Below are 24,976 nucleotides of genomic sequence, written 5' to 3' on the forward strand. Positions count from 1 at the left end.
CGTGTCGCTCAGCGCCTGCTGGCCATGGCCGCCGGCATCTGGCACAACTGGGAGGCGGGCGTGACCAGCAAACGCTCACTGACCGCGTTCGATCACTGACACCAACTTCACGGAATCAACCATCTAGTGCGGCAGCGGTCGCACTGACCTCCTCGAGCGCCCGGCGGGCGACTTCCGCGAAGTCCCCGCCGGCCTCGAGCCATCGGCTGTAAGCGCGGCGCAGCGCCAGCACACCCAGTTCGGCGGCAACCTCCGCGCCGAGCTCGGACACACCGCGCCGCTTCAACGCGTCGACCATCGCGGCGGCGAACCCGGTCATCTTCAACGCGTCCCGCTCGCGCAGCTCGTCGTTGCTCGCGATCACCGCCAGCCGCCGCGGCCCGTTCGCCCGGCGCTCCTCCGTGAACGTGACGGCGATCGCCACGAGCGCGGCCTCGACCGCCACCAGCGCTCCTGCGGACGCGGGTGCGCCGGCGATCCCGCCGGCGAGCAGTTCGAGAATCTCGTCCTGGCCGCCGAACAACACCTCGCGCTTGTCCCGGAAGTGCCGGAAGTACGTGCTCTTCGTGAGCCCCGCCCGTTCGGCGATCTGCGCGACCGCGGTGTTCTCGTACCCCTGCTCGCTGAACAGGTCGAGTGCGGCGCGCACCAACCGATCCCGCGCGTCCGGTTCCCATCGACCCATGACGCCATCCTAAGTGATGCGACTTAGTCCCATCACTCTGCTACGGTTGATAAGACCAAGTCCCATCACTTGAGGAAGTGCTCATGAAGGTCTTCGTCACGGGCGCCAGCGGCCATGTCGGCTCCGCGCTGGTCCCGGAACTCCTGCAGGCCGGCCATCGGGTCGTCGGACTGGCCCGCTCGGACGCCTCCGCCGCCAAGCTCACCGACCTCGGCGCGGCGGTCCAGCGCGGCGACCTCGACGACCTGGACGGCCTGCGCAAGGGCGCGGCCGAGGCCGACGCGGTGATCCACCTGGCGTTCAAGCACGAGGAGATGTTCGCGGGCGACTACGCCGGTGCGTCCGCCGCCGATCTCGCGGTGGTCCGTGCGTTCATCGACGAGCTGTCCGGCACCGGCAAGGCGCTGATCGGCACCGCCGGCACGCTGTCGTACTCCGGCCTGGGCCGCACCGTCACCGAAGAGGAACGGGTCCCGGACGACCACAGCCGCGGCACCGCCCGAAACCTGATCATCGACGCGGCCGGCGTGCGCGGCGCGGTCGCCGTGCTGCCACCGACCGTCCACAGTGAACTGGACACGGCCGGCTTCATCCCGCTGCTGGTGAAGGTCGCACGCACCACGGGGATCTCCGGCTACCCCGGCGACGGCACCAACCGCTGGTCGGCCACGCACACGCTGGACGTGGCGCGGCTCTACCGGCTGGCCGTGGAGAAGGCTCCCGCCGGCTCGGTGCTGCACGCGGTCGCCGAGGAAGCGGTGCCGCTGCGGGAGATCGCCGAGGTGATCGGACGAAAGCTGAACGTGCCGGTGGAAAGCATCCCCGCCGAACGTGCGGTGGAGCACTTCGGCCCGCTCGCGAACATGGTCGCGCGTGACGCACCCACGTCCAGTGCGCGCACGAAAGCGCTGCTGGGCTGGGAAACGAAGGAACCCGGCCTTCTCGCGGATCTGGAGGCCGGGTTCTACTTCGAGCAGCGGTGAGTCAGCGCCAGGCTTCGAGCGCCAGGTGCGCCTCGGAGAGCTCGCCGTCGGGATCGGGGCCGGTCAGCGCGGCTTCTTCGAGCACGGCAAGGGCTTCCGGCCCGCGCAGCCACTCGGCGAGCCGTCCGGCGCGGTCGAGGCGATCCGCGCACTCTCGCACGAGGCCGGCCAGGGCTCGCGGCGTCGCCTCGTAGTACTCCTCGATCGCTCGCTGCTCCTGCGGATCACCATTCTGGTGAGCCGAGTTCGCGAGTCCCAGCCAGAAGAAGTCCGCGTCGAGCGCGCCCTCGGCGATCAGCTCCAGCACGCGCGGAAGCAGGTACCGCACAAAGGTCTCGTCGCCGATCGTGCCCGAGCGCAACCAGTACTTTTCGACGTGGCCGGCAGGCAGGTCGCGCAACGGCACGGTGGTGAAGGGGGCGACGTCCGCCGGGTCCACGCAGTGATCGCAATGGTCGACCACTGCAGGGCGGGGCGCCGCGAACACCTCGTAGAGACGCTCGATCACTTGCGGGGCTTGGGCTTCCACACGACGAGCGACGTCTCCTGCCGGATGGGGACGAGGTCCCGCCGGTAGGAGGCGTGCACCGCGGCAGCCGCGGAGTCCGCCGCCGCCAACGCCTGAGCCAGCTCCTGGGTCAGCTCGTTGACCCGTGCCCGCAGTGCGTCGACCTGGTTCTCCAGCTCGATGATCCGCTTGATCCCGGCGAGGTTCACGCCCTCCTCCTGGGAGAGCCGCTGGACCTCGCGCAGCAGCACGATGTCGCGCATCGAGTAGCGGCGGCCACCGCCCGAAGTGCGGCCGGGCGACACCAGACCCATCCGGTCGTAGGACCGCAGCGTCTGGGCGTGCAGACCGGACAGCTGCGCCGCCACTGAGATCACGAAGAAAGGTGTGTCCTCGTCAGTTCCAGGAGGGAACGGAAAACCCACGGAACTCACCGCCCTTCGAGAAGTGCGTTCAGATCACCACGGGGATCGTGGTCCTTCGTGACGTCGGCGTACGCCTCGAGCGCCTTGCGGGCCTCGGACGACAGGTTGTTCGGCACCGCGACCTCCAGGGTGATCAGGAGATCACCGGAGGTGCCGTCGCGCTTGGTGATCCCCTTGCCCCGAGCCCGCAGCACCCGCCCGGAGGCGGTGCCGGCGGGCACCTTCAAGGTCACCTTGCCGTCCAGCGTCGGGACGGTCAACGTCGTGCCCAGAGCCAGCTCCGGGAAGGTCATCGGCGCCGTGAGCGTCAGATCGTTGCCCTGGCGCCCGAAGACGCTGTGCGGGTTGACGTGCACGCGCACGAACAGGTCGCCGGCGGGGCCACCGTTGCGGCCGGGTTCGCCTTGTCCCGCAAGGCGAATGCGCTGGCCGTCGTCGACGCCCGACGGGATCCGCACGGTCAGCGTGCGGGTGCGGGTGCTGACGCCGTCGCCACCGCACTCGGGGCACGGGTCGTCGATGATCCGGCCGGTGCCGCGGCAGTCGCGGCACGGCTCGCTGAACGCGAACGCGCCCTGCGAGCGAGTCACCAGACCGGAACCCGAACAGGTCGCACAGGCGTGCGGCGTCGTGCCCGGCTTGGCGCCGGAGCCGCCACACTTCGTGCAGGCGGCGGGGGACGACAGGCGCAGCGGCACCGTCGCTCCCTTCACCGCCTCGGTGAAGTCGATGCGGACGTCGGTCTCGACGTCCTCGCCACGGCGCGGGCGCGTGGCGGAGGCCGTCCCGCCACCACCGCGCCGGTTGAACAGGCCGCCGAGCAGGTCGCCCAGGCCGCCGCCACCGGTGCCCTGCGCGGCACGGCCGAACAGGTCGTTGACGTCGAAGCCACCCCCGCCGCCGAAGCCGCCGGGAAAGCCACCGCCGCCCGCGAACAGGCGCCGGGCCTCGTCGTACTGCTTGCGCTTGGCCGGGTCCGACAGCACGCCATAAGCCTCGGAGACCGCCTTGAAGCGGGCCTCGGCCTTGGCGTCGCCGGGGTTCGCGTCGGGGTGCAGCTCGCGGGCGAGCTTGCGGTACGACTTCTTGATCTCGTCCGCCGACGCGTCGGAGGAGACGCCCAACTCGCGGTAGAAGTCCTTTTCGATCCAGTCCCTAGCACTCACCGGACGTCTCCTCCCTTCCGTCAGCTCTCTTCGGCCTGCGGTGCGGCGGCGGCGGGCTCGTGGTCGGTCACCGCGACGAGCGCGGGCCGGACGAGCTTGTCGCCGAACCGGTAGCCACGGCGCAGGACTGCCGTGACGGTCGGGCCGTCGACGTCCGGGGACGTGCTGTGCTGCACGGCCTCGTGCACCGACGGGTCGAACGCCTCACCCTCGTGCGCGAACGGCTCCAGGCCGGTCTTCTGCAGAGTGGACACGAGCTTGTCCGCCACCGCCTTGAACGCGCCGGTCAGGTCGCCGTGCGCGGCGGCCCGTTCGACGTCGTCCAGCACGGAGAGCAGCTCCGCGGCCACGGACGCCTTCGCGTTGTTGATCACCGCTTCGCGATCGCGTTCCACCCGCTTGCGGTAGTTCGCGTACTCGGCGGTGAGCCGTTGCAGGTCGGCGGTGCGCTCGTCGAGCTGGGTCTTCAGCTCGGCGGCCACCTCGTCCACGATCTCCGCAACGACCGGAGCGTCTTCCACCGGAGCAGCGCCTTCTTCCTCGGTGGTCGCGTCGGCCGGCGCCCGGACCTCCCCCGTTTCGGGGTCGATCCGGCGCCGGTCGTTCACGACTACCTGAGGCTGCTCCTCGTCAGGGGCGGCGTGCCTCGGCTCGGTCACTTCTTCTCGTCCTCGTCCACGATCTCGGCGTCGACGACGTCGTCCTGGCCGGCCTTGGCACCCGCACCGGCACCCGGCGCGTCCGTACCAGGAGCCTCGGCACCGGCGGCACCCGGAGCGTTGGCGTAGATCGCCTGACCGATGGCCTGGGACTCGGTCGCGAGCTTCTCCACCGCGGCCTTGATGGCGTTGATGTCGGTGCCCTTGAGCGCCTCGTTCGCCTCGGCGATCGCGGCGGTGACCTTCTCCTTGATGTCGGACGGGAGCTTGTCGTCGTTCTCCTTGACGACCTTCTCCGTCTGGTACACGAGCGTCTCGGCCTGGTTGCGGACCTCGGCCTCCTCGCGGCGGCGCTTGTCCTCCTCCGCGTGGGCCTCAGCGTCCTTGACCATGCGGTCGATGTCCTCCTTCGGCAGCGCGGAGCCACCGGTGATGGTCATCGACTGTTCCTTGCCAGTGCCCAGGTCCTTCGCGAAGACGTGCACGATGCCGTTCGCGTCGATGTCGAAGGTGACCTCGATCTGCGGCACGCCGCGCGGGGCCGGGGGCAGGCCGGTCAGCTCGAACATGCCGAGCTTCTTGTTGTGCGCCGCGATCTCGCGCTCGCCCTGGAAGACCTGGATCTGCACGGACGGCTGGTTGTCGTCGGCCGTCGTGAAGGTCTCCGAGCGCTTGGTCGGGATCGTGGTGTTGCGCTCGATCAGCTTGGTCATGATGCCGCCCTTGGTCTCGATGCCGAGGGACAGCGGGGTGACGTCGAGCAGCAGGACGTCCTTGACCTCGCCCTTGAGGACACCGGCCTGCAGGGCGGCGCCGACGGCGACGACCTCGTCCGGGTTCACGCCCTTGTTGGGCTCGCGGCCGCCGGTCAGCTCCTTCACGAGCTCCGCGACGGCGGGCATGCGGGTCGAGCCACCGACGAGCACGACGTGGTCGATGTCGCCGACGGAGATGCCGGCGTCCTTGATCACGTTGTTGAACGGCGCACGGGTGCGGTCGAGCAGGTCGGACGTGATCCGCTGGAACTCGGCGCGCGACAGCGTCTCGTCGAGGAACAGCGGGTTCTTGTCCGCGTCGACCGTGATGTACGGCAGGTTGATGCTCGCGGTGCTGGAGCTGGACAGCTCGATCTTGGCCTTCTCCGCAGCCTCACGGATGCGCTGCAGGGCCATCTTGTCCTTGGTCAGGTCGATGCCGTTGGCCTGCTTGAAGCGGTCCACCAGCCAGTCGACGACGCGCTGGTCCCAGTCGTCGCCACCGAGGTGGTTGTCACCACTCGTGGCACGAACCTCGACCACGCCGTCACCGAGCTCGAGCAGCGAGACGTCGAACGTGCCGCCACCGAGGTCGAAGACCAGGATGGTCTGCTCCTTCTCGCCCTTGTCGAGGCCGTAGGCCAGCGCGGCCGACGTCGGCTCGTTGACGATGCGGAGCACGTTGAGGCCCGCGATCTGGCCGGCCTCCTTGGTGGCCTGGCGCTGCGCGTCCTCGAAGTAGGCGGGGACGGTGATGACGGCGTCGGTGATCTCCTCGCCCAGGTACGCCTCGGCGTCGCGCTTGAGCTTCATCAGCACGCGCGCGCTGATCTCCTGCGAGGTGTACTGCTTGCCGTCGATCTCATCGGTCTTCCAGTTGGTGCCGATGTGCCGCTTCACCGAGCGGATGGTGCGGTCGACGTTCGTGACAGCCTGGTTCTTCGCGGGCTGACCCACGAGAACCTCGCCGTTCTTGGCGAACGCGACGATGGACGGGGTCGTCCTCGAGCCCTCCGAGTTGGCGATGACCGTCGGCTCACCGCCTTCGAGGACGGCGACGACGGAGTTGGTCGTCCCGAGGTCGATGCCGACTGCACGCGCCATTGGAGTTCCTTCCGCTAGTACTTGTTGAGCGTTGCTGGCTCAAGTTTGCCATCTTGCCCAACGTTGAGCCTACTCGACTCAAGCTTTCTGACTGAACCAACGGCTGGCCAGATCTGGTTGTTCCCTCAGAACGCGCCGAGGACCACCCCTTGTGGAGTGGCCCTCGACACATTCGCCCTGGTTCGGCAGGCCTCACACGGCCAGCACCTTCACGTTCCCCGAGTCGGCCGTCAGCTTGAGCTCGTACTTCGCCGCCGGGTCGGTCGGCACGTCGACCCTGCGATCCCCTCTGCCGGACTCGGCGGTGACCCGGTACGGGCCGGCGGAACTCGGCACCCGCACCGTCAGGTTGCCCGAGCCCGTGACGACGCGGACCGTGCGTGCCGAGACGAAGTTCAGCTCCACGTTGCCGGAGTCGGCGTCCGCGGTCACGTCGTTGTCCAGCGCGGTGCCGCTGATGTTGCCCGAGCCCGTGTTGGCCAGGACCTTGCCCTGCAGCTGGTCCAGCGTGATGTTGCCGGAGCCCAGGTCGGCGGTGACGCTGCCCTTGACCTTGGAGGCCCCGAACTTGCCGGAGCTCGTGATGGCCTTGACGTCGCCGGTGATGTCACGAACGTCGACGTCGCCGGAACCGCTGGTGATCTGGACGTTGCCCGCGATGTTCCTGGCGTTGAAGTCGCCGGAGCCCGTCTTGTAGTCCACCGACGCGAGGCCCTCGATCGTGGCGTTCCCCGACCCCACGTCGCCCTGCACGGTGATCTCCGCAGAGGGCACCTGGACGTCGTAGTTGATGTCGCAGTCCCGGCCGCAGTCGTCCAGCACCAGGGTGTCGCCCTCGACGCGGTGCGCGATTCCCGTCGGCCTGTTGTCCTTGTTGTGCTCCACCTTGCGGTGGATCTTCGTCTCGGACAGTCCCGGCACGTGCCGGATCGAGACTTCGCCGCCGCTGGTGCGCACCCGCACCGACGTGTACTTCTCCGCGACCGTGTGGTCGTCGCTGAACTCGTACTTCACGATGCGGATGCCACAGGCCGTGAGCACCGCCCCCACCAGCAACGCCACCAGCGCTGTCCTCATCATGAGCACAAAACTAGAGGTGGCCGTGCTCGGCTACACGGCAGTCAGCCCCCTAAGGCGGGGTGGGGTTGTCCCTACCCCAAATGATCCAACACTGTCAGACGAGGTCTTCCAGCACCGCACGCAACGCCGGCGCGGTGCGGGCCGGGTCGTTCAGGAACCTGGTCGAGGCCAGCACGTGCGCGGGTCCGATCCGCTCCCACAGCAGGCCTTCGACGGGCACCTCGGCGATGTGCAGCTCCACGCTCTGGGCCCACCGGCCGATCCGCGACTCGATGCCGCGCAGCACGTCGCCGATCGGCAACGCCACCGGCGCCTGCACCCGGTGCAGCTGTTCGATGCCGGACTTCAGCGCCAGCACCGCGTCGAGGCAGGCCGGCCTCGTCAGCAACGCCTCGGCGTTCTCCGGTGCGATCGGCTCCGCGCCTCGGATGCACGCGTCCAGCGCGTCGGCCCACCAGCCCGGCCACTCGCGGGTCACGGCGGCACGGTCGACGCCCGCGGGCACCTGCACCGGCAGCGACGGCTCCAGGCCTGCCACGTGCGGCTCGACGTCGACGGACAACGCCAGTGAGTCGCGGACGTAGAGCGCTGCCAGCAGCCCCAGGCTCACCCCGTGGCTGATGCCGGACACCTCTCGCGCGAACTTCATGGCTTCATTGTTCCCGCGTCGCGGGGGTGGAATCGTCGCGGCCGCAGATCAAGAAGGACACGATTGGCTCCAGGTCGTCCTCGTTCGGAGCAACATCGGCGGTCAGACCCTGGATGAGCAGCCCGTCGACGGCCGCGAGGAACGCGCGGAACGCCACCGGGTCCGCCGGCCGCGCCGTTTCCACGGCGAGGTCGAGCCACCGGTGTGCGGCGGCCTTCAGCTCGGGACGACGACCCGCCAACAGGTACAGCTCGTATTCGGCGAGTGTGCGCGCACGGTTCTCGTTGACCGCACGCGCGAGCGAGCGGGCGATCTCGCGCGGTGTGCCGCCGCTCGCGACGATCTGCAGCATGTCGTCGCACACCTCCTCGGCGACCCACAGCAGCGTGGCGATCAACAGGTCGTCGAGCGTCGCGAAGTAGTAGGTGGACGCTGTGGTGGGCACGCCGGCTTCACGGGCGACACTGCGATGCGTCACGCCGGCAACCCCGTCGCGCTCGATCACTCGCAGCGTGGCCTCGACGATGGCGCGCCGCTTCTTCTCGCCGCGCGCCTTGCGCCCGTCAATCACCGCGGTCAGTGCGTCCTCCCGAGTTCGAGTGTCACCACGCCCCCGATGATCAAAACCAGCCCGACGACCATCGTGGGGTTGAGGGTCTCGCCCAGGAACTTCCATCCGATCAACGCGACGGCTGCGACGCCGATGGCGGACCACACGGCGTAGGCGACGCCCACGGGCATACCCAACTTCAACGCGCGCGAAAGAGCTGTGAAGGCGATCGCATAACCGACGACGACCACAGCTGACGGCCACGGTCTGCTGAAGCCCTCGGACAGCTTCAACGACACGGTGGCGGCGATCTCGCCCACGATCGCCGCAGCGAGATACAGGTAAAGCACGGCGACCTCCGGGTGCCCAGAAGGAGACACAATGGAACTACTTGAACGATTGTTCCATAAGTTTTTGATCAATTTCCGGGTACTTGACCGGTCCGTGAGGAGACACCGGCCACGTCCAAGTGGTTACTCACCAGTAACGTGGCCTAGACTCCCGCCATGACCCTCCAGCTGGTTCTCGGACTCGTCGCCGTAGCGGTGAGCGTCGTCGCCTGGGGCGTGTTCGTCGCTGGCGTGTGGAAGATGATCAAGATCATCCGGCTCGGCCAGCCGGACGCGACGCGCAACGGGCCGTTCTGGCCGCGACTGAAGACGCTGATCGTCGAGTTCGTCGCGCACACCAGAATGGCCAAGTTCCGCTCGGTCGCCCCGTGGCACTGGATGGTGATGTGGGGCTTCCTCATCGGCTCCGCGGTGCTGTTCGAGGCCTACGGCGAGGTGTTCGACCCGCACTTCCACTGGCCGATCATCGGCACGTGGTCGATCTGGCTGCTGCTCATCGAGCTGCTCGGCCTCGGCACCGTCGTCGGCGGTGTGGCGCTCGCGATCATCCGCCAGCGCAACCACCCGCGCCGCGCCGACCGGGTCTCCCGCTTCGCGGGCTCGGACTTCAAGGCCGCGTACTTCGTCGAGGCCGTCGTGATCATCGAGGGTGTCGGCATCCTCATGGTGAAGGCGTTCAAGCAGTCGAGCGGCCTGGAGGTCGCGCCGCTGTGGACGTCGTTCGTGACGCAGCCGCTGGCGCAGATCCTGCCCGCCGCGCCGATCTGGGTCTCCGTGATGGCGCTGATCAAGCTGCTGTCCGGCATGATCTGGCTGGTCGTGGTCGGCCGCAAGCTGACGATGGGTGTTGCCTGGCACCGGTTCTCGGCGTTCTTCAACATCTACTTCAAGCGCGAGGACGACGGTGGCGTCGCACTGGGCGCGCTGAAGCCGATGATGTCCGGCGGCAAGGTCCTGGACCTGGAGGAGGCCGACCCGGACAAGGACGTGTTCGGCGTCGGCAAGGTCGAGGACTTCAGCTGGAAGGGCTGGCTCGACTTCTCCACCTGCACCGAGTGCGGCCGCTGCCAGTCGCAGTGCCCCGCCTGGAACACCGGCAAGCCGTTGTCCCCCAAGCTGGTCATCACGCAGCTGCGCGACCACGCCTTCGCCAAGGCGCCGTACCTGCTGGCCGGCGGCTCGCGCGACATGGCCGGTGACGAGGTCGGCCTGGTCGAGGACAAGTACGAGGACTACAAGAAGCGCCTCGAGTCCATCGACGTGCTGGCGATGGCCGAGTCGGAGCGCCCGCTGGTCGGCGGCCCCGACGAGCTGGGCGTCATCGACCCCGAGGTGCTGTGGTCCTGCACGACCTGCGGCGCGTGCGTCGAGCAGTGCCCGGTCGACATCGAGCACGTCGACCACATCGTCGACATGCGCCGCTACCAGGTGCTGATCGAGTCGAACTTCCCGACCGAGCTCGGCGGCATGTTCAAGAACCTCGAGAACAAGGGCAACCCCTGGGGCCAGAACGCCAAGGACCGCCTGGCGTGGACCGAGGGCCTGGAGTTCGAGGTGCCGGTGTTCGACGGCGAGCTGGGCGACGCCGAGTACCTGTTCTGGGTCGGCTGCGCCGGCGCCTTCGAGGACCGCGCGAAGAAGACCACCCGCGCCGTGGCCGAGCTGCTGCACACCGCGGGCGTCAAGTACACGGTGCTCGGCCCGGAGGAGACCTGCACCGGTGACCCGGCCCGCCGCGCCGGCAACGAGTTCCTCTTCCAGATGCTCGCGCAGCAGAACGTCGAGGTCCTCAACTCGGTCTTCGAGGACCGGCCGGTCGGCCAGCGCAAGATCGTCGTGACGTGTGCGCACTGCTTCAACACGCTCGCGAACGAGTACCCGCAGGTCGGTGGCACGTACGAGGTCGTGCACCACACGCAGCTGCTGAACAAGCTGGTGCGTGAGCGTCGCCTGGTGCCGGTCGCGCCGGTCACCGAGGACGTCACCTACCACGACCCGTGCTACCTGGGCCGCCACAACAAGGTCTACGAGGCACCGCGTGAGCTCATCGGTGCGTCCGGCGCGAAGCTGCGCGAGATGCCGCGCCACGAAGAGCGCTCCATGTGCTGCGGTGCCGGTGGCGCCCGCATGTGGATGGAGGAGCGGATCGGCAAGCGCATCAACGTCGACCGCGTCGACGAGGCGCTGTCCACCGCGCCGTCGAAGATCGCGACCGGCTGCCCGTTCTGCCGCGTGATGCTCACCGACGGTGTGACGGCACGTCAGTCCGACGGCCTGGCGGGCGCGCACGTCGAGGTCGTGGACGTGGCGCAGATGCTGCTCGAGTCGGTACGGCGCGGCACGGAGAAAAAGGACACCCCGACCGACGAGGTTCCGACCGGCACACCGCTGCCAGATCAGGACAAGTCGAAGGTCTGACACGCGAAGATGCCCCGGTCCGATGTGGACCGGGGCATCTTTCGTCGCTGGGGTCAGTCCTTGTCGGTGATCTTGTCGTAGATGACGTTCAGCACCCAGCCGGTCAGGGCGACGATGATCGCGCCCCAGAACGCGGGCCAGAAGCCGTCGACGCGGAACGGCAGGTCCAGCTGCTCGGCCAGCCAGCCGGTGAGCATGAACAGCAGCGCGTTCACCACGAGCCCGATCAGGCCGAGCGTGAGCAGGTAGAACAAGCAGCCGAAGAACTTCACGAGCGGCTTCACGACCGCGTTCACCAGGCCGAAGATCACCGCGACGCCGAGCAGCGTGAGGATTCTCGAGCCGGTGGTGCCCTCGCCCAGGTCGATGCCCGGAAGAGCGGTCGACACCCAGACCGCCACGGCAGTCAGCAGCACATGCACCAAGATGCCCATGCCGCAGGATAGTGCGTCGACCACAGCCCTCGCCGGTCGCCTCCGGTGATCAGCAGGGCACCTCGCACCCGTCTGACCATCGAACGCGCGCGACGACGACTGTGGTCGACGCACTAACCGTGACGGGTCCTATGTGGTCAGGAGCGTCGGCGGCGCGCCACGAAGAACACGCTCAGACCGGCCGCGAGCAGCACCCCACCGAGAGCCAGGAAACCCAGCGGCGACGCACCCGTCGACGCGAGACCGGTCTTGTTGCCCGCCTTCGCCACGGCCGGCGTGGTCGTGGTGGTCGGTGCAGTGGTCTCGGACGGAGAGGCCGACGTCGGCGGCGTGGTGGTGCTCTTCTCCACGACGTTGATCGTCTTCTTGATCGCCGTACCCTGGTTGGTGCGGTCGACGTCCTTGTGACCGCCGACGAACGGGTCCGCGAACGGCCAGATCTCGATGGCACCGGCCTTGGTGAGCTCGAACTTCAGCTCGACCGTGACCGACTCACCCGGCAGCACCTTCGCCACCGTCGCGAAGTCACCGTTGGCCCCGGTGACGTTGCCGCTGTGCGACAGGAGCTTCGCGTCCGGGCCGAACATGACGAACCTGAGCCCACCGGGAACGTCGCCCTTGTTCGCGAGCTTGAACCTGACGTCGATCTGCTCGCCGACGGTGTAGGTGTCCTTGGCCGGCGCGACCGCGAGGTCCTCGACGGCGGAGTCGGCCTTGGGCTCGAAGTAGCGCGCGTCGATCCGCGTGTTCCTCTGGTCGGCCTTCGCCTGGCCCGTCAGCCAGTCGATGTCGTTCGCGCCCAGCGGCTTGGCCAGCGCGAGACCCTGCCGCACGAGATCCGGAGCGGTGACCGTGTAGGCGCCGACCGGCAGCTCGAAGCGGAACGAACCGTCGGCACCCGGCGTGGCGGCCACGTCGACCTGGGCACCGCCCTGGGTCTTTCCGCTGACCTTGATCTCACCGGTGGTGGCCTTCTCCTCGGCCTGCTTCACGCCGTCACCGTTGGTGTCGACGAAGCTGAAGCCGTCGATGAAACGACCCCACAGCGGGAAGTCGAGGGTCAGGTCCTTGTCGGTGGGCCGGGCGCCCCAAGGGAGCTCGAACCCGTCCTTGTCCTGGTTGATCACCATGTACCGCGGGCCCTTGGGCAGCACGGCGCGGTACCGGCCGTTCGCGTCGGTGCGGAACTCGGCGACCTTCTCGTTGGTGTCGAGGTTCGTCACCCACACGCCGGGGCCGTTCGCGCGGACCGTCTCACCCGCGTCGTAGGCCTCATTGCCGTTGCGGTCGAGGAAGATGACGCCCTCGACCGTGATCGTCTCGTCCTGGGCCGAGGCGGGCACAGCCGCCCCGGCCAGCAGGAAGGCGGCCGTCATCGCGACAGCGCACTGCTTCTTCACTTGTTCCCCCAGGGATAGATGTTGTTCAGGAACGACGGCGGCGCGCCACGAAGAACGCACCGGTACCGGCGGCGAGCAGCAGCCCGCCGAGGGCCAGGAAGCCCAGCGGCGAGGCGCCGGTGGACGCCAGCCCATCGTTCGTGGAGGCACCGGCAGGAGCCGGGGCCGGGGTCGAGCTGCTGCTCGGCGCGGGCGTGGTCGTGCTCTCCGACGGCGGGGTCGACGGCTGACCCACGACGGGCGGGTCGAGGGTGATGTCGACCTGCACCTCGTTGTTCTTCTCGTCGGCGTCCGCGAACTGGTCGCCGCGCTGGACGAAGGCGCGCACGAACTCCGGCGAGTCCCAGCTGAACGTGAAGTTCACGTCGACCTTGGCGGTCGCACCCGGAGCGAGCGGCTCCTTGAGCGACATGATGTTGCCCTCGACCCGGACGGCGTTGTCGCCGACGGAGTCGACGTTGGTGTTGCGCCCGTCGAGGATGAACTTGATCTTCTCGGCGAAGTTGCCCTTGTTCGCGACCTCGATGACGGCCTTCGCCTTCTCGCCGCTGCGGTACGTGTCCTTCGCCGGCACGAGGGTCAGACCGGTCAGCGCCGGGTCGGACTTCGCCGCGAAGTAGCGCAGGTCGACCCGCACCTGCCCGTCCTGGAAGGCGTCGAGCTTCCGCGTGCGGGTCGCCGGGTCGATGTCGGCGCCGTTGGGGTCGACCAGGAAACCGCGCCAGGCCCAGTCCGACGCGTGCAGCGTGAGGTCGCTGTTGATGGGCAGGTCTTCGATGCTGTAGGTGCCGTCGGCCGCGGTGGGTCCCGCGAGGACGTTGACCGGCTGCCCGTCGGCCGTGGTGCCCGTCACCCACGCCCGTCCGCTGATGTTGCCGTTGGTGAAGGGCAGCTTCTGCTCTCCCGGCCCGAACACGCGGTCGCCGTTCGAGTCCACGAAGGAGTAGCCGAAGACCCGGTTGCCACGCAGCGGGAAGTCGCCGTTGGCCAGCGTCTCGCTGGTGTTGTACCCGGTCACGGTGGACGTGTAGTTGAACAGGTCCCAGTTGTGGATCTCGTACTTCGGGCCCTTGGGCAGCTCCGCGCGGTACCGGCCGTCCGCACCGGTGCGGAACTCGCCGACGGTCTCGCGGGTGTCCGCGTTGACGATGCGGACGCCAGGCCCGTTCTTCCGGACGGCGTCACCCTCGTCGTGGACCTTGTTGCCGTTGCGGTCGAAGTAGAACAGGCCTTCAACGGTGATCTTCTCGTCCTGCGCGAGAGCGGGAGCGCCCATCGTGGTCAGCACGAGAGCTGCCGTCGTGGCGACGGCGAGCTGCTTCTTCACTTGTCCCCCAGGATTCCAATTACTCCATATGGGTAATCGGAATCCCGGGGTCCGCGTGTTGCGTGATCTCAATCACTCCGACAGCGGATAGCCACCCATGTCGCACCCCTCCCTCTCGCGCCAGTTAGCACGATATCGGATAGTACGAGTTCGTAGCAATTACTCCTTGCCGTCGAGCGCGAGCCTCGTGCGGCGGTGGGCAGGCCCCAGTTCGCCCGCGAGCACCTCCATGACCTGCCGCAACAGGTCACGCAGGTTCTCCAGGTCGCTGCCCGGCAACGCGGTGAAGAGGTCCTTCTCCCGTTGCGCCTGGCCGGCGACGATCTCCAGGAAGATCGCGCGGCCCGCGTCGGTCAGCGTCGCGGGCAACGACCGGCGGTCGCTCGGGTCGAGCTCGCGGACCACGAGACCCGCCTTCTCCAGCCGGTCGAGGCGGCTCGTGATCGTGGTGGCCGGACTCAGCGTGCCGTTCGCGAGCTGCTTGGGCGTGAGGCGGTGCGGCGGCCCGATCCAGAACAGCCTGGCGAGGATCTCGTAGTCGGCGCGGTTCAGCCCGTGCGGCGCGGCGATCTCCGTGGCGAGGAAGTCGAGGTACTTGCTGATCTGGTGGACGCGGTCGACCACGCCTTCGACCACCGGATCAATCGCCGGAACCATGGCCCTCCACGACTCGACCTCGGCATCGGTGTCGTCCGCACCACGCTTGCCCATCCCACGATGGTAGTTGCGTCGGGAACAGAACCGCCCGTGTCCATCCAGGACACGGGCGGCGCTGCGGTTTTCGTCAGCCGAGGACGGTGGCGTGCCCGCGGTGGGCGTTGTTCGCGGGGTTGGAGTCGCCCTCGATGCCGGCCGGGGAGCTGAAGTCGACGCTCAGCTCACCGGGAGCCGTCGCGACGAACGTGGCGAGCACGAAGTTCGGCTCGGCCGAGCTCGGTGCGACCGCGCCGAGCAACGTGGTGGCCTCGTTGTCCCAGACGTGGTGGACGTTGCCGGTGATGCTCTCCAGCTTCAGCCCGGTCCCCCAGCGGGCGTCGAGCTGGATCTGGTCCGCGACGTTGCCGACGTTGCCGTAGAACACCTTGAACGTGACCCGCTCGCCGACGGCGATCGTGGCGCGGTCCGCCTCGACGATGCCGACGCTCCGGTCGTGGTTCGCCTTGCGGTAACCGGCGTCCACACGCTGCCGGGAACCGTGCTGGACGGTGACGGTGTGCCTGCCGCTCCTCAGCCAGTCGACGTCGGAGTCACGGCCGGGCACGGTGAGGCCGTGGCCCACCGGCTGGTTGAACTCGATCTCGTACGTGCCGTCGGCGAGCCCGGTGAAGCGGTAGCGGCCGCGCTCGTCGGTGGTGGCGTTGGCGGGCTTGCCCGGCAGGCCGACCACGACGCCGGCCAGCGGCGGCTCCTCGGCCTGGCGGACGCCGTCCTCGTTGACGTCGAGCCAGATCTCGCCGTTGATGGTGTTCGGCCGCTCGGCGATGGCCGGCGACACTGCGAGCAGGGCGGCCGCGGCCGCGACGAGCCCCACGGTGAACTTGCGCATTTTCATCCCCCAGGAACTTTGTGATGTCCGGAAGCCCTCCCCAGGGCTTCCGAAGACTAGGTCGCACGAGCGTGCCGACGGTTGCAGCCGGTGATCAGGTTGTGATGTTTTCCTTGCCCTGCAAGGAAAAGCGGAACGGCCCGCGTCTCTCCCGGACGCGGGCCGTTCCGTCTTACCCCCTGGTGATCAGCGTCCCCCCGGAGCAGATCCCAGCCTTAAGACACCGCAGGGCTCCAGGATGTTGCCCTCGCCCGCGAATGTCACTCGAATGCACTAACGATCACGCACCCTTGCCGACCTCGACCACGTGTTGGCAAGGTTCGGGTCGACGTAGCCGACCTCGTACTTGCCTGGCGCGCGCTTGATGAGCCGGCGATCAGGGACGGCGCGACCGTGACGGCTGCAGCGCGAATTTTGAAGCCCATTTTCCTGCCCCCAGGACTTTTGTTCAGCACAAATACAGCCGCACATTTTCCGTGAATTTCCCGGCGCGCTCCAGCTCCGGTCGCTATCGAGTCGTTCGAGAGGGGCGTCTGGTCGCCACCCCGAGATGGAACCGTGATTTTCGCCGGTCAACGCCTCGTGTCAGCACCGCGAGCGAACGCCTCGAGGCCTAGAGTGATCGTCATGAGCGAGAAGCCGTCGGGTTCGGGCGAAAGCACTCTCACCGTAGTTCTGGCTTTGCTGGTGAATCTGGCGATCGCGATCACCAAGGCCATTGCAGGCGTTTTGACCGGTTCCGCCGCAATCCTCTCCGAAGCCGCGCACTCGGTCGCCGACACGTTCACCGAAGCGCTGCTGCTGACCGCACTGCGCCGGTCGGACCGCCCAGCTGACCGCCGCCACCCGTTCGGCTACGGCAAGGAGCGCTACTTCTGGTCGCTGCTGGCAGCCGTCTCGATCTTCGCCTCGGGCGCGATGTTCGCGTTCTACGAGGGCTTCCGCACGGTCTTCGGCGAGCCCGAGGAACAGACCCGGCCGCTGGTCGGCTACGTCGTGCTCGGCCTGGCGTTCGTCCTGGAGTCCGTGTCGTGGACCCAGGCGTTCCGGCAGGTGCGCTCCGAGGCCGCCACGCACGGCCACGGGTTCTGGGACTTCCTGCGCATGTCCGACGACCCGACCGTGAAGACCGTGTTCCTGGAGGACTCCGCGGCCCTGATCGGCCTGGTGCTGGCGTTCTCCGGCCTCGGCCTGCACCAGCTGACCGGCTCGTCCCTGTGGGACGGCCTGGCGTCGCTGGCGATCGGCCTGCTGCTGGCGCTGGTCGCCTACGTCCTGGCGCGCACCAACCGCGGCCTGTTGATCGGCAGGCAGGCCGACCCGGTGATGGTGAAGGCGATCTGGCGCCGCCTGTCCGAGGTGCCCGAGGTCGACGCCGTCGTGGACGTGCTGACGATGCTGATCGGCACCGACCGCGTCCTGCTGTGCGCCCGGCTCGACTTCACCGACTCGCTGACGGCCTTCGAACTGGAGAACGCCTGCGTGCGCATCTCCGCCGAACTGCGTGCGGAGTTCCCCGACCTCGACGAGATCTTCCTGGAGCCGGTGCCTCGTACCGATCCCGATCTACGGCGCCGGGTGCTCGACCGCTACGGCTTCTAGCGGCGCGTGTCGGTGCGGTGGAAGTTGAGGTAGGCCCGGCTCGGCGTGGGCCCGCGCTGCCCCTGGTACCGGCTGCCGGCCTGCTTCGAGCCGTACGGGTGCTCCGCCGGGCTCGACAGCTTGAACAGGCAGAGCTGCCCGATCTTCATGCCGGGGTGCAACGTGATCGGCAGGTTCGCGACGTTGGACAGCTCCAGCGTGATGTGGCCGGAGAAGCCGGGGTCGATGAAGCCGGCCGTCGAGTGCGTGAGCAACCCTAGCCGCCCGAGACTGGACTTGCCCTCGAGACGACCGGCGAGGTCGTCCGGCAGCGTCACCATCTCGTACGTCGAGCCCAGGACGAACTCACCGGGGTGCAGCACGAACGGCTCGTTCTCCGGCGCCTCGACCAGGCTCGTCAGGTCGTCCTGCTGCTGCGCCGGGTCGATGTGGGTGTAGCGGGTGTTGTTGAAGACCCGGAAGAACCGGTCCAGCCGTACGTCGATGCTCGACGGCTGAACCATCTCGACGTCGAACGGGTCGAGCAGCAGACGGCCCGACTCGACCTCTTTGCGCAGATCCTGGTCACTCAGCAGCACCGGGACAGGCTAACCGAGACTCCGGGACGGGGCGTTGCCGCGCTGTGTATGATCGGCGACGAGCTTGCTCGTGCGGGTGTAGTTCATTGGTAGAACGACAGCTTCCCAAGCTGTAGAGGCGGGTTCGATTCCCGTCACCCGCTCCACGTCGAAGGCCCAGGCGAGTCACCACCGACTCGCCTGGGCCTTCGCTTTCGGCCTGGAATCAGTCAACCGGTAGGCCCCACGGGCGGCGGTCCAGCTCCACCCAGCCACCGCCACGAGCCAGTGCGGCGCGCACACCCGCAACGTGCTGGGCGAACGACGCGAGGTCGCCGTGCAGCAGTTCGGCGCATTGGTGCAGGTCTAAACGACATCAAGATCAAGGTACGTCTCGGCTGCGGGATGAGGCCAAGGCATGTGGTCGTAGTCCGCAACTTGCCACTGGATATGCGCCTTTACCTGTTCGATCAGGGCTCTCGCATCGTGGATCACGCCCCCATGAGTGCGGCGACGACCATCATGGACCGTGTCCCACTTACTCTTCTTGCTCTGGCGGGTTGTCGCTCCTTGCTCGTGGCCCCCAAAGCCCTTGATGGTGCTGTTCCAGATGGGCTGGTAGCCGACACGCAGACCGTTTTCGCCGAGGTCGATGTGCACATCAGGCAGCAGCAGAGCTCGGAACCGGAACTCGGCAATCGGCAGACCACCTTCGATGATCGAGATGCGATGCTGCCGCACCCTCTTGTAGAGGGGGTACGGTTCTCGGACCGTTTCGCCGGTAGCGCTGTTGCTGGACCGGGCTCGCCCCACATACACCGGCACTTGAAGGTCAGCGAGTGGGGCGTACAGGTCAACACTTCGACCTCGGTAGTAGATGGCGTAGAGCCCAGCACCCTCGAACCTCGGAAGTTCGCGGGTCATCGCCACGAGGGGCTGCCGTTCAAAGGTCTCGCAGATCGTGTTGGAGATCTGTTCGGTTGAAAGTGGATCGAACGACGCGGGGATGTACTCGGCAGGCATGGCTTCCTGATCGTCGACTGGCTGCGTTCACGTCACTCATCGAGGCTGAAGAGGTCTTCTTCGGTCATGTCCTCGGGAGACGCCTCGGGCACGGCGTCCACAACGTTGCCAGACCTGTAGTACCGCCAAGCGCTCTTGTAATCGCTCGGCGAGTCGTCATACATGATCACGTATCCCATCAGCGCCACGATCTGCCACTTCTCGGGCAGTACTCTGGACGCCAGACGAAATGCCTGATCAGCAGACAGGCCACCTGGGGTCACCATGATTTCGGCCACCCCTGAGCCAGGCGGCTCCTTGTACCGGAAGTTGTAGGGAAGCCCACTCTTGAGGACCTTGAGGAAGGTGCTCAGGTTGGTGCGCCCTTCCCTCAGACCGCCAACAGGTAACGAAAGATCGATGGGGTACTCGACGTCGAAGTGGTTCTTCTTGAGCACTGTGGCGTCGCGGTTTCGGCCAGGATCCTTGTTGCCGAACCCGTTGTTGTTCCACGGGATGCTTCCCGCGCCCTTGTGATGACTGATGAGCAACTGTTCGGGAGCCAACGCGGAGAAGTCCTCATCCACGTACAGGCACGAGAAGCTCACGTCGGCAAGGTTGATCCGCTGCCTGCCACCCAGCTTGCGGAGATGGTTGGAAAGGCGAGCCCGGAGAGACTTCTCAGCCTTGCCGACGTACACGAAATCACCGGACAGATAGAGCTGGTACACACCCGGCCTCTCATCCAAGTCGGCCAGGTACTCATCGGACAACGGAGCTCGGCCGAGGCGAGTCAGCGCCACCGACAACTGATCACCAAGCGCCTTTGTGATGCTCAGCCGAAAGTGATCGTGGAACGCCTTGCCGACGCCCGATGAAGCCTCCTGCGCCATACCGCCAGGTCCCTTCCGAGAGTTGATCACCGTTCACTCTATGGTGTTGCTCACGTGCGGTCGACCTGATCGAGTGAAGGGCTTTCATGATCATCAACTCCGCGGTATGATCCCACTATGGTTGACCTGGCCAAAGACGCAATTGAGCCCCGCACGAGCGTCGAGTTGTTCGCAGGCGGTGGAGGCCTTGCCATGGCAGTTCACCAGGCGGGCTTCCGCCCACTCCTGTTCAACGAGTTCAACAAGCGTGCCTGCGAAACACTCGTGGCGAGCGCGCGCAAGACCCTCGGTGTCGATGGCCTGGAGCGCACCGACGAAACCCGGCCCGAGCCGCCTCCTGTCGGACAGCCGGCACCTTTGTACCCCGGCGACGTACAAGACCTCGACCTGAGTTCACTCCAAGGCAAGGTCGACGTCCTCGCGGGAGGTCCGCCATGTCAGCCGTTCAGCGCTGGCGGAGTGGCCAAAGGCGACGAGGACAAGCGCAACATGTTCCCGGCGGTGTTCAAGGCAGTTCGTGAGATGCGCCCGAAGGCGGTCATCTGCGAGAACGTGCGCGGGCTGCTTAGGCCGTCCTTCGCCGAGTACTTCCAGTACATCCAGAACGAACTGCGGCTTCCCTTCGAAAAACGTGACGATGACACCCGTTGGCAAGATCACAATGCTCACTTGACGCGCATCCTCGGCGGCCTATCTGACGAGGATGCGGATCCTGATCATTACAAAGTCGTCATGGTGCCGGTCAACGCGGCGAACTACGGTGTCCCTCAGATCCGCAACCGTGTGGTCATCGTCGCCTTCCGCGCAGACCTCGGTGTGGACGTCGCAGCCTTCGAGAAGGATGTCAAGACCGAGAGGTTCTCTGAAGCGGCTCTGCTTCGTTCCATGCGCGACGAGGACGGGCCTTACTGGCAACGGCATCCCACGGTGCCGGGTCACGTACGTGACAGGGTGAGGGCCCGGATTCCCAAGGCGATCAAGGAAGACGACTGCCGCCCCTGGCGTACGCTGCGCGATGCGATCGAAGGGTACGGAACCGACACGAAGCTTCCCGCCCTTCCTCAGGTTGACCTGGATCGGTTGGAAGAGAAATTCGACTTCGGTCAAGAGATCGGCGTGGTTGATCACATCGGATGGCCGGGCGCCCGCATCTACAAGGGGCACACTCCCAACGAGCTAGATCGTCCAGCGAAGACGGTCAAGGCCGGCGTTCACGGCGTACCTGGCGGCGAGTCGGTGATGCTCCTGGACAAGCGGGTGAAAGACGCGGCTTCTCCAGACGGCTGGACATATCTTCACCGCTACATGACCGTGCGTGAGACCGCTCGGGTTATGACCTTTCCGGACGAGTGGCTCGGCTCAGGCCCCAGAGGCGAACAGATGCGCCAACTGGGCAACGCGGTTCCCGTTGTCCTCGGCGAGTGCTTCGCCAAGGCCGTTGCCGACGCGCTGGCTGCAGCCGGGCACTAGCACGCCATGTCGCAAGAGAGTTCCAGGAAGCACTGGAAAGAGCAGCTTCCTCCTGAGCGCGCGTACAAGCGTCGCACTGGCGGGGTGGCACCGCCCATCGAACAGGATCGTGCTGCCAAGGGCCGCAACCGACGCAACGTCGATCTTGGTGATGGTCGCTTGGCTCGTGCTTCGATCACGTTGCGGCTGTACCGGCGGACCCGCCGGATCAGGGCGTATCTCCGTTGGTCGCAGGACGGGAAGACTCATGAAAAGTATGTGTGCGAGGTCGGATTCGGCTCCCGAGGGCAAAACCTGACCGAGGCATGGCGGCAGGCGAGGGAGAAGGGCTTCCTCGCACAGGAGGAGCTACCGCCGGAGTCCAAGGCGTCTTCCGTCGAGGTCCGAGCTTCGATGCGAGGCAACCGCAGCAAAGACACCGGTCCAGAGATGATGCTCCGCCGTCTTCTTCACCAGCGCGGGCTGCGCTACCGGGTTGACACCCGGCCAATCGCACAGGTGCGACGAAAAGCGGATGTCGTCTTTCCCGGTGACCGGGTCGCAGTGTTCGTGGACGGCTGCTTCTGGCACGGATGTCCCGATCACCACCGTCCAGCGACGACGAATGCGGATTTCTGGCGCGAGAAGATCAACGGGAACAAGGCAAGAGACGCTGACACCAACAAGATGCTGCAGGCCGCAGGTTGGGCAGTAATCCGCGTGTGGGAGCACGAAGATGTGAGGCAGGCAGCAGAACGCATCGAGCAAATCCTCCGGGAGACCCGTGCTTGACACCGTCCGTCAGAAGGGATTCTGGTCCTCCTGACGTGATCACCGCCCATCTACGAACTCGATTTACCAAAGGAACCGATCGTCGTCCTGAGCCGAAGAGCCTCACCGTCTTCGCAATCAGGAGACCGATCGGCTAGCGATGCGAACTGGACAACGAGTAGCTTTCGATGCTCGGCAGCTTGGGCCCGGACGCCAAGGCCACGCGGCTGACAGCGACCGTTGCAGTGCCTAATCGACCGGTAGGCCCCACGGGCGGCGGTCCAGCTCCACCCAGCCACCGCCACGAGCCAGTGCGGCGCGCACACCCGCAACGTGCTGGGCGAACGACGCGAGGTCGCCGTGCAGCAGTTCGGCGCGTTCGACGTCCAGCGGGTGGGTGTCGTCGTGCCACAGGTCGACCGGGAACGACGCCACGAACGGCATGGACTGCAGGAGCTGCAGCAGGCCGGCTGAGGGCTGGGAGGTCTCGGCGAGGTAGTCCAGCCGGATCGACTCGCAGGCCGCCAGGAGCTCGCGGACCTGGCGGATGGCGTCGGCCGGAGTGCCGTCCCACGACGGGTCCGGGTAGACGCGGTCGCTCAGCTCCAGCCAGAGCCGCCAACCCGCGGTCAGTTCCGCGTCATCTGCAGGAAACCACGCACCCATGGCATCCACTGTGCATGCGCCACGGCGCACGAGTCTCGTGACGATGACGCACGCCACGGCAACCATCGAGTGATGTGTGCGTCTTGAAGCGCATGACGCGTGTGTGGCAAGGGCGAACCGTGCTGCTCAGTCTCACGATCGGGCTCGCGACGGGCGTGCTGCTGACGTTGCTCGCGGTGCCGGCGCTCAAGTACGAGGTCGTCGAGCACGCCAACCTCCTGACGAGGGTGCTGGCCTACGGCTTCCTGCTCGTGCCCATCGCGGTCTTCACCGTCCTGAAGAGCCCCTTCCCGGTCACGCACACGACCGGGCTCGTCGTGGGGGCCACGGTGGTGCTGGCTACGACGGCCGAGTCGTACACCGGCACGCCGATGCCCTACATCTGGCTCGCGGCGGCGACCCTGTTCGGGTGCGCCGCCGCGAGGATCATGAAGAACGAACGCGCTACGCCTTGACCGGCTCCACGTCGGGAGCGTCGGACCTGAGCGAGTCGATCAGCGCGTCGCGCTCGGCCGACGGTTCGGGCTTCGCGAAGCCGATCACCAGGTAGAGGAACAGGGAGACCAGCAGCGGCGTCGAGACGATCAGTGCCTGCGAGACGGCGAAGTCCTTCAGGAACTGCTGTTCGACGTAGAGGAACACCCAGGTCGAGAGGCCGCCGATGGTCGACGTCAGCGCGGCCGTCGGGCCGACCTTGCGGAACCACGGGAGCAGGCCGAGCATCAGCGGGATCGCGATCGGGCCCATTGTGGCTGCCACGAGGGCGATCACCACCTTGAGCACGAAGCCCTTGGTGTCCGCGGTCAGTGCGATGGTCATCGACAGGCCGATGAACGCGAACGTCGTGATGCGCGCCAGTTTCAGCTGCGCCTCGGCCGTCATCCGCAGGGCGCCCTTCCAGATGCGCGGAAGGATGTCACGGGTGATGACGGCGGTGATGACGTTGGCGTCGGAGGAGACCATCGCCATCGTGTGCGAGAAGAAGCCGGCGAGGACGAGGCCCACCATGCCCGCGGGGAGCATGGCCTTGCCCATCTCGACGTAGGCCTGTTCGGCGTTGGCCCCCATGCCCGGCACGATCAGAGGGGCGGCCCACATCGGGAAGAACAGCACGAGCGGCCACACCAGCCACAGGAACGCGGACAGCAGGGCCGAGCGCTTGGCGGCGAAGCCCGACGGGGCGGCCATGTAGCGCTGGGCCAGGTTCCACATGCCGCCGTTGTACTCGAGCGTCTTGATCAGGAAGAGCGCCATGAAGAACGTCAGGGTGTAGGGGCCGGTCAGCGGTTCGCTGTGGCTCGCGGGGAGCTTGTCCCAGATCGTCCACATGAAGTTGATGCCACCGAAGTGCGACGCGACCGCGAAGAACATCGCGAAGCCCGCGAGGCCCTGGATGATGAACTGGCCGAAGTCCGTCAAGGCGTCCGCCCAGAGGCCGCCGAGCACCGAGTAGATCATCGTGACGACGCCGACGAGGGCGATGCCCCAGAAGATCGGCACGCCGGCGAAGCCCTGCAGCAGCAGCGCGACGGCGACCCACTTGGCCGCGATGTCGACGACCTTCAGGCCCGCACCCGCCCACGCCATGACCTGCTGGGTCGGCACGTTGTAGCGGATGGCCAGGTACTCGAGCGGTGACTTCACGTCGTGCTTGGACCGCAGCCGGTTCCACGCGGGCGCCCACAGGAACGCGCCGATGCCGACACCGATACCGATCGTCAGCGACCACCAGATGTAGACCGTGAGGCCGAGCCGGTACGCCTCCGCCGCGAACGCGACGAACATGACGGCGCTGTAACCGGACATGTGGTGGGAGATTCCCGACAACCACCAGGGCATCTTGCCGCCGGCGGTGAAGAAGTCGGCGATGTTGTTGATCCGCCCTCGGGACCAGAGCCCGATGCCGACCATCACCACGAAGTAACCGGCGACCACGATCCAATCGAGGGTGCCCATGTGACCTCCTTGCGTGCACACACGTGTGCCCGCGAGAGCAC

At 66.9% G+C, this 24,976-nt stretch carries 26 protein-coding genes, 1 tRNA gene and 1 pseudogene; 8 read left to right on the forward strand and 20 right to left on the reverse strand.

What is annotated here, in order from left to right:
- Positions 1-99: pseudogene (locus ABFX45_RS00005) on the forward strand (IS982 family transposase); the annotation flags it as partial.
- A 16-nt stretch (positions 100-115) separates the two neighbouring features.
- Here ABFX45_RS00005 and ABFX45_RS00010 read toward each other — a convergent pair.
- On the reverse strand, positions 116-685 hold the full coding sequence (locus tag ABFX45_RS00010) for a TetR/AcrR family transcriptional regulator (RefSeq protein ID WP_346126690.1): 570 nt from the start codon (positions 683-685) through the stop codon (positions 116-118).
- Positions 686-768: 83 nt separating this feature from the next.
- Between ABFX45_RS00010 and ABFX45_RS00015 the strand changes: the two genes are divergently transcribed.
- Positions 769-1,668 carry an SDR family oxidoreductase gene (locus tag ABFX45_RS00015; protein WP_346126692.1) on the forward strand — a complete coding sequence of 300 codons (900 nt, stop codon included), beginning with the start codon at positions 769-771 and terminating at the stop codon, positions 1,666-1,668.
- 1 nt (position 1,669) lies between these two features.
- On the opposite strand, the gene ABFX45_RS00020 is transcribed toward ABFX45_RS00015, so the two are convergent.
- The 9 genes from ABFX45_RS00020 to ABFX45_RS00060 form a co-directional block, all read right to left on the reverse strand.
- Complete coding sequence (locus tag ABFX45_RS00020; protein ID WP_109629620.1) at positions 1,670-2,176, reverse strand: hypothetical protein; 507 nt, start codon at positions 2,174-2,176, stop codon at positions 1,670-1,672.
- Positions 2,173-2,601, reverse strand: a complete 429-nt coding sequence (locus tag ABFX45_RS00025) for a heat shock protein transcriptional repressor HspR (protein WP_109632918.1) — start codon at positions 2,599-2,601, stop codon at positions 2,173-2,175. Before ABFX45_RS00025 ends, ABFX45_RS00020 begins: the two co-directional genes overlap by 4 nt.
- 5 nt (positions 2,602-2,606) lie before the next feature.
- Entirely contained in the window at positions 2,607-3,767 is a 1,161-nt protein-coding gene (gene dnaJ / locus ABFX45_RS00030) for a molecular chaperone DnaJ (protein ID WP_346126695.1), read from the reverse strand.
- Between the two features lie 20 nt (positions 3,768-3,787).
- A complete protein-coding gene (gene grpE, locus ABFX45_RS00035; protein ID WP_346126697.1) occupies positions 3,788-4,426 on the reverse strand; it encodes a nucleotide exchange factor GrpE in 639 nt (212 codons plus the stop codon).
- Positions 4,423-6,285 carry a molecular chaperone DnaK gene (gene dnaK / locus ABFX45_RS00040; RefSeq protein ID WP_346126699.1) on the reverse strand — a complete coding sequence of 621 codons (1,863 nt, stop codon included), beginning with the start codon at positions 6,283-6,285 and terminating at the stop codon, positions 4,423-4,425. Before dnaK ends, grpE begins: the two co-directional genes overlap by 4 nt.
- 192 nt (positions 6,286-6,477) lie before the next feature.
- Positions 6,478-7,365: a DUF4097 family beta strand repeat-containing protein gene (locus ABFX45_RS00045; protein WP_146231358.1), complete on the reverse strand. Its 888-nt coding sequence runs from the start codon at positions 7,363-7,365 to the stop codon at positions 6,478-6,480.
- A 94-nt stretch (positions 7,366-7,459) separates the two neighbouring features.
- Positions 7,460-8,014, reverse strand: a complete 555-nt coding sequence (locus tag ABFX45_RS00050) for a hypothetical protein (RefSeq protein WP_109629636.1) — start codon at positions 8,012-8,014, stop codon at positions 7,460-7,462.
- A 4-nt stretch (positions 8,015-8,018) separates the two neighbouring features.
- On the reverse strand, positions 8,019-8,594 hold the full coding sequence (locus ABFX45_RS00055) for a TetR/AcrR family transcriptional regulator (protein WP_109632919.1): 576 nt from the start codon (positions 8,592-8,594) through the stop codon (positions 8,019-8,021).
- Positions 8,591-8,914: a DMT family transporter gene (locus tag ABFX45_RS00060; RefSeq protein WP_109629639.1), complete on the reverse strand. Its 324-nt coding sequence runs from the start codon at positions 8,912-8,914 to the stop codon at positions 8,591-8,593. Before ABFX45_RS00060 ends, ABFX45_RS00055 begins: the two co-directional genes overlap by 4 nt.
- Before the next feature lie 156 nt (positions 8,915-9,070).
- Between ABFX45_RS00060 and ABFX45_RS00065 the strand changes: the two genes are divergently transcribed.
- Positions 9,071-11,332, forward strand: a complete 2,262-nt coding sequence (locus ABFX45_RS00065) for a (Fe-S)-binding protein (RefSeq protein WP_109629642.1) — start codon at positions 9,071-9,073, stop codon at positions 11,330-11,332.
- 53 nt (positions 11,333-11,385) lie between these two features.
- Here ABFX45_RS00065 and ABFX45_RS00070 read toward each other — a convergent pair whose 3' ends face one another.
- From ABFX45_RS00070 to ABFX45_RS00090, 5 genes are all read right to left on the reverse strand, one after another.
- Positions 11,386-11,766: a phage holin family protein gene (locus ABFX45_RS00070; RefSeq protein ID WP_109629646.1), complete on the reverse strand. Its 381-nt coding sequence runs from the start codon at positions 11,764-11,766 to the stop codon at positions 11,386-11,388.
- 137 nt (positions 11,767-11,903) lie between these two features.
- The gene (locus tag ABFX45_RS00075; RefSeq protein ID WP_346126703.1) at positions 11,904-13,166 is read right to left on the reverse strand and encodes an LPXTG cell wall anchor domain-containing protein; all 1,263 of its coding nucleotides are present in this window, start codon (positions 13,164-13,166) and stop codon (positions 11,904-11,906) included.
- A 25-nt stretch (positions 13,167-13,191) separates the two neighbouring features.
- A complete protein-coding gene (locus ABFX45_RS00080) occupies positions 13,192-14,493 on the reverse strand; it encodes an LPXTG cell wall anchor domain-containing protein (RefSeq protein WP_346126705.1) in 1,302 nt (433 codons plus the stop codon).
- 159 nt (positions 14,494-14,652) lie between these two features.
- Positions 14,653-15,204 carry a MarR family winged helix-turn-helix transcriptional regulator gene (locus tag ABFX45_RS00085; protein WP_109629655.1) on the reverse strand — a complete coding sequence of 184 codons (552 nt, stop codon included), beginning with the start codon at positions 15,202-15,204 and terminating at the stop codon, positions 14,653-14,655.
- 73 nt (positions 15,205-15,277) lie between these two features.
- Positions 15,278-16,039 (reverse strand): SdrD B-like domain-containing protein, encoded by a 762-nt coding sequence (locus ABFX45_RS00090; protein ID WP_346126707.1) that lies wholly within the window; start codon positions 16,037-16,039, stop codon positions 15,278-15,280.
- Positions 16,040-16,666: 627 nt separating this feature from the next.
- Between ABFX45_RS00090 and ABFX45_RS00095 the strand changes: the two genes are divergently transcribed.
- Positions 16,667-17,641 carry a cation diffusion facilitator family transporter gene (locus tag ABFX45_RS00095; protein WP_109632920.1) on the forward strand — a complete coding sequence of 325 codons (975 nt, stop codon included), beginning with the start codon at positions 16,667-16,669 and terminating at the stop codon, positions 17,639-17,641.
- Here the strand turns inward: ABFX45_RS00095 and dcd are convergent.
- Positions 17,638-18,219, reverse strand: coding sequence for a dCTP deaminase (gene dcd, locus ABFX45_RS00100; protein WP_109629662.1), 582 nt, complete (start codon positions 18,217-18,219; stop codon positions 17,638-17,640). The genes ABFX45_RS00095 and dcd overlap by 4 nt on opposite strands.
- Before the next feature lie 72 nt (positions 18,220-18,291).
- Here dcd and ABFX45_RS00105 point away from each other — a divergent pair.
- Positions 18,292-18,365 (forward strand) — tRNA-Gly (locus ABFX45_RS00105).
- Positions 18,366-18,564: 199 nt separating this feature from the next.
- Here the strand turns inward: ABFX45_RS00105 and ABFX45_RS00110 are convergent.
- Together ABFX45_RS00110 and ABFX45_RS00115 are read right to left on the reverse strand one after the other, a co-directional pair.
- Positions 18,565-19,221: an Eco29kI family restriction endonuclease gene (locus tag ABFX45_RS00110; RefSeq protein ID WP_346126710.1), complete on the reverse strand. Its 657-nt coding sequence runs from the start codon at positions 19,219-19,221 to the stop codon at positions 18,565-18,567.
- A 32-nt stretch (positions 19,222-19,253) separates the two neighbouring features.
- Entirely contained in the window at positions 19,254-20,093 is an 840-nt protein-coding gene (locus ABFX45_RS00115; protein ID WP_346126712.1) for a GIY-YIG nuclease family protein, read from the reverse strand.
- Between the two features lie 117 nt (positions 20,094-20,210).
- Between ABFX45_RS00115 and ABFX45_RS00120 the strand changes: the two genes are divergently transcribed.
- Both ABFX45_RS00120 and ABFX45_RS00125 read left to right on the forward strand, forming a co-directional pair.
- Positions 20,211-21,563, forward strand: coding sequence for a DNA cytosine methyltransferase (locus ABFX45_RS00120; RefSeq protein WP_346126714.1), 1,353 nt, complete (start codon positions 20,211-20,213; stop codon positions 21,561-21,563).
- An 84-nt stretch (positions 21,564-21,647) separates the two neighbouring features.
- Entirely contained in the window at positions 21,648-22,334 is a 687-nt protein-coding gene (locus tag ABFX45_RS00125; protein ID WP_346126716.1) for a very short patch repair endonuclease, read from the forward strand.
- A gap of 228 nt (positions 22,335-22,562) precedes the next feature.
- Here ABFX45_RS00125 and ABFX45_RS00130 read toward each other — a convergent pair whose 3' ends face one another.
- Complete coding sequence (locus ABFX45_RS00130; protein WP_109629665.1) at positions 22,563-22,979, reverse strand: hypothetical protein; 417 nt, start codon at positions 22,977-22,979, stop codon at positions 22,563-22,565.
- A 119-nt stretch (positions 22,980-23,098) separates the two neighbouring features.
- Between ABFX45_RS00130 and ABFX45_RS00135 the strand changes: the two genes are divergently transcribed.
- Positions 23,099-23,434: a hypothetical protein gene (locus ABFX45_RS00135; RefSeq protein WP_112226500.1), complete on the forward strand. Its 336-nt coding sequence runs from the start codon at positions 23,099-23,101 to the stop codon at positions 23,432-23,434.
- Here ABFX45_RS00135 and ABFX45_RS00140 read toward each other — a convergent pair.
- Complete coding sequence (locus ABFX45_RS00140) at positions 23,424-24,935, reverse strand: sodium:solute symporter family protein (protein ID WP_109629672.1); 1,512 nt, start codon at positions 24,933-24,935, stop codon at positions 23,424-23,426. The two genes, ABFX45_RS00135 and ABFX45_RS00140, sit on opposite strands and share 11 nt — an antisense overlap.
- Positions 24,936-24,976: the final 41 nt, after the last annotated feature.

The sequence above is a fragment of the Lentzea roselyniae genome (assembly GCF_039537795.1).
Classification (GTDB): Bacteria; Actinomycetota; Actinomycetes; order Mycobacteriales; family Pseudonocardiaceae; genus Lentzea; species Lentzea atacamensis.